The organism is Bacillus sp. JJ722, from assembly GCF_036963345.1.
Taxonomy (GTDB): Bacteria; Bacillota; Bacilli; order Bacillales; family DSM-1321; genus Bacillus_AD.
In genome coordinates, this window is the sequence record NZ_JBALMO010000261.1 from 1 (window position 1) to 2,701 (window position 2,701).

At 34.4% G+C, this 2,701-nt stretch carries 2 protein-coding genes and 1 pseudogene; 2 read left to right on the forward strand and 1 reads right to left on the reverse strand.

Going from position 1 to position 2,701, the window contains the following annotated elements; translation table 11 throughout:
- The first annotated feature begins 295 nt into the window (after nucleotides 1-295).
- Entirely contained in the window at nucleotides 296-943 is a 648-nt protein-coding gene (locus tag V7014_RS23215) for a 5-bromo-4-chloroindolyl phosphate hydrolysis family protein (protein WP_335510797.1), read from the forward strand.
- Nucleotides 944-955: 12 nt separating this feature from the next.
- Entirely contained in the window at nucleotides 956-2,128 is a 1,173-nt protein-coding gene (locus V7014_RS23220) for a toxic anion resistance protein (protein ID WP_335510798.1), read from the forward strand.
- 315 nt (nucleotides 2,129-2,443) lie between these two features.
- Here the strand turns inward: V7014_RS23220 and V7014_RS23225 are convergent.
- Nucleotides 2,444-2,701 (reverse strand): annotated as a pseudogene (locus tag V7014_RS23225) (hypothetical protein); the annotation flags it as partial.

Below are 2,701 nucleotides of genomic sequence, written 5' to 3' on the forward strand. Positions count from 1 at the left end.
AAATAATTAGAAAAAGCAGTACAAATAGTATGTGTATAAAGATTATAATAAATGTAATGGTGTAAAATGAAATAAGCGCTTGCGCTTTTATTTGTTTAAGGTAAAAAACCAATGGGTAGACCTATGTGCTTGTACGTCTACCGTCTTATATATGAAATAGTAAGCAATTGTTATAATATAAGGACAAAGTTCTATGTAACAGACAGTTATATAATTCAGACTAAAATAGTTGAAACTTTACTAGTTTTTTTACGTAATACTGTTTAAAGGAACTTCAATTAGGAGTCGATGAATAATGAAATCAATATTATCAATGTTCTTGTTTATTTTTCGATTAGGAACAGGAGCGGCTGCTTTTGCTATTGCAAGCTTAATTAGCTGGCTCGTTATAGATGCTTCATTTTCAATTTCAATTGTTTCAGGAATCGTTGCATTCTTCGTTACATTCTTTGGAATGAAGTGGATGTTTGCAAGCAGACTGTTGAAAAATAGTGGGTTATCCCGTCGAGAATATAAGTATATCCAAGAGCACTTAAGAGAGGGAAAAGTGAAGATTTCCCGTTTGCAAAGAGTCATGTTTTCTGTTGGAAGTGTTATAACAATTAAGCAAAATTATGATGTTATTAAAGTGGCTAAGAAAATCCAATCCATTGTTGAAAGTGACCCGAAACGCTTTTATGAAGCAGAACAATTTTATTACTCTCATTTAGATTCAATGGTGGAGTTAACAGAGAAATATGCATTTCTTACGAAGCAACAAGTAAAGACTGGTGAAATTCAAGACTCTCTTCGTGAAACGAGGGTTACTATTTCTTCTATGGCTGACACAATTAATCAAGATTTATCTAATTTACTTGCTAGCGATGTAGATACACTACGATTAGAAATCGATGTCGCTAAGCAATCTATCGAGAAAAATAAAGACCCGAACGTAAAGTCTTAAGGAGGAACATACATGTCAGAAAATAATCCGCTTCAAAAAAGCGACGTACTAGATGATCTTTTAGCAAATCCATTCGGTGATGATAGTAGCGTTAATCCAGTAGCTGAGACTAGCTACGATTCAACACCACAACCAAAAAGATTAGTGGATGTTCTTCCACAAGAAAATCGTGAGCGTGCAGTTCAGCTTGCAGAGCAAATAGATCCAACTGATTTTAAAGCAATGATGATGTATGGATCACAAGCTCAAACGAAGCTAACAAGCTTTTCACATGCGATGCTTGATCAAGTTCAGAAGAAAGACATCGGTGAAATTGGTGATATTCTAGGCGATTTAATGAAGCGTTTAGAAAGTGTAAAACCAGATGAACTAGGTGAGAAACGTGGCATGATTTCACGTTTATTCGGAAAAATTCAAACATCTATTCAAGAAACATTATCTAAATATCAAAAAACAAGTGTACAAATTGACCGTATAGCTGTTCAATTAACTCATTCAAAAAACGGTCTTCTAACGGATATTGGAATGTTAGAACAATTGTATGAAAAGAATAAAGACTACTTTCATGCGTTGAATATTTATATTGCAGCGGCTGAATTAAAAATGGCAGAGTTAAATGAAAAAGTCATTCCCGAATTACGTCGAAAAGCAGAAGCTACTGGCGATCAAATGGCTGTTCAAGAAGTAAACGATATGATGCAATTCGCAGATCGATTAGAGAAAAGAATGCATGATTTACAATTAAGTAGACAAATTACGATTCAAACGGCACCACAAATTCGCTTGATTCAAAATACAAACCAAACATTAGCAGAGAAAATCCAATCATCAATTATGACAGCTATTCCGTTATGGAAGAATCAAGTTGCTATTGCTTTAGCACTTCTTCGTCAACAAAGTGCTGTCAATGCTCAAAATCAAGTAGCGAAAACAACGAATGATTTATTGTTGAAAAACTCAGAGATGTTGAAAGTGAATACGATCGAAACAGCTAAAGCTAATGAGAGAGGATTAGTGGATATCGAAACGTTGAAGAAAACACAAGATAATTTAATTACTGCGTTAGAAGAAACGATGCGTATACAAGCGGAAGGACGAATAAAACGTCAACAAGCTCAAATAGAACTAACAAGTATGGAAGAGGATTTAAAACACCGCCTTTTAAACTTAAAACCAAAAAACTGACCAATAGGTCAGTTTTTTTAGTGTGTGCCTGTATTTAGGGTGTAAATCTCGAACCTAGAAAACTATAGTGCGGATTAGCGTAAGATAAGTGTATTCATGATGATGCGTAAATTGAAGGAAGTCGGAGGCGAATCTCCGCTCCTTGGAACAAGATTCTCAAACTGTCGAAGGTGCTTTCTAGAAAATGAGAGAAAGCGCAAATTCTTACCTCCAATTTAGTTTTCTTTCATAACTTTCGTCTCAAGGTATATAATTAATTGAAAGCGATATCTTGTACACATAACATTCGCATCAAATAAAAAAACTAACTTGACGTTAGTTTTTTGGGGTTGATTTTGTCTCTTGTTTTTTTATATAACGTTCTAATCTTTCAAGTGCTAAGATGAATCCTTCCTCGGTTAATAAACGATTAGCTAATAATGAATACAACATAGCAAATGCAAGTGGAGTTAAGTCTACATGAACCACTACGTTAACGTCTACTTCTGAATTACCGCTATGGGAAACATGTAGTTCATTTGATTGAACATCACCAGAAACCGTTGAAAATGATTCATCCTTATAATCCATATC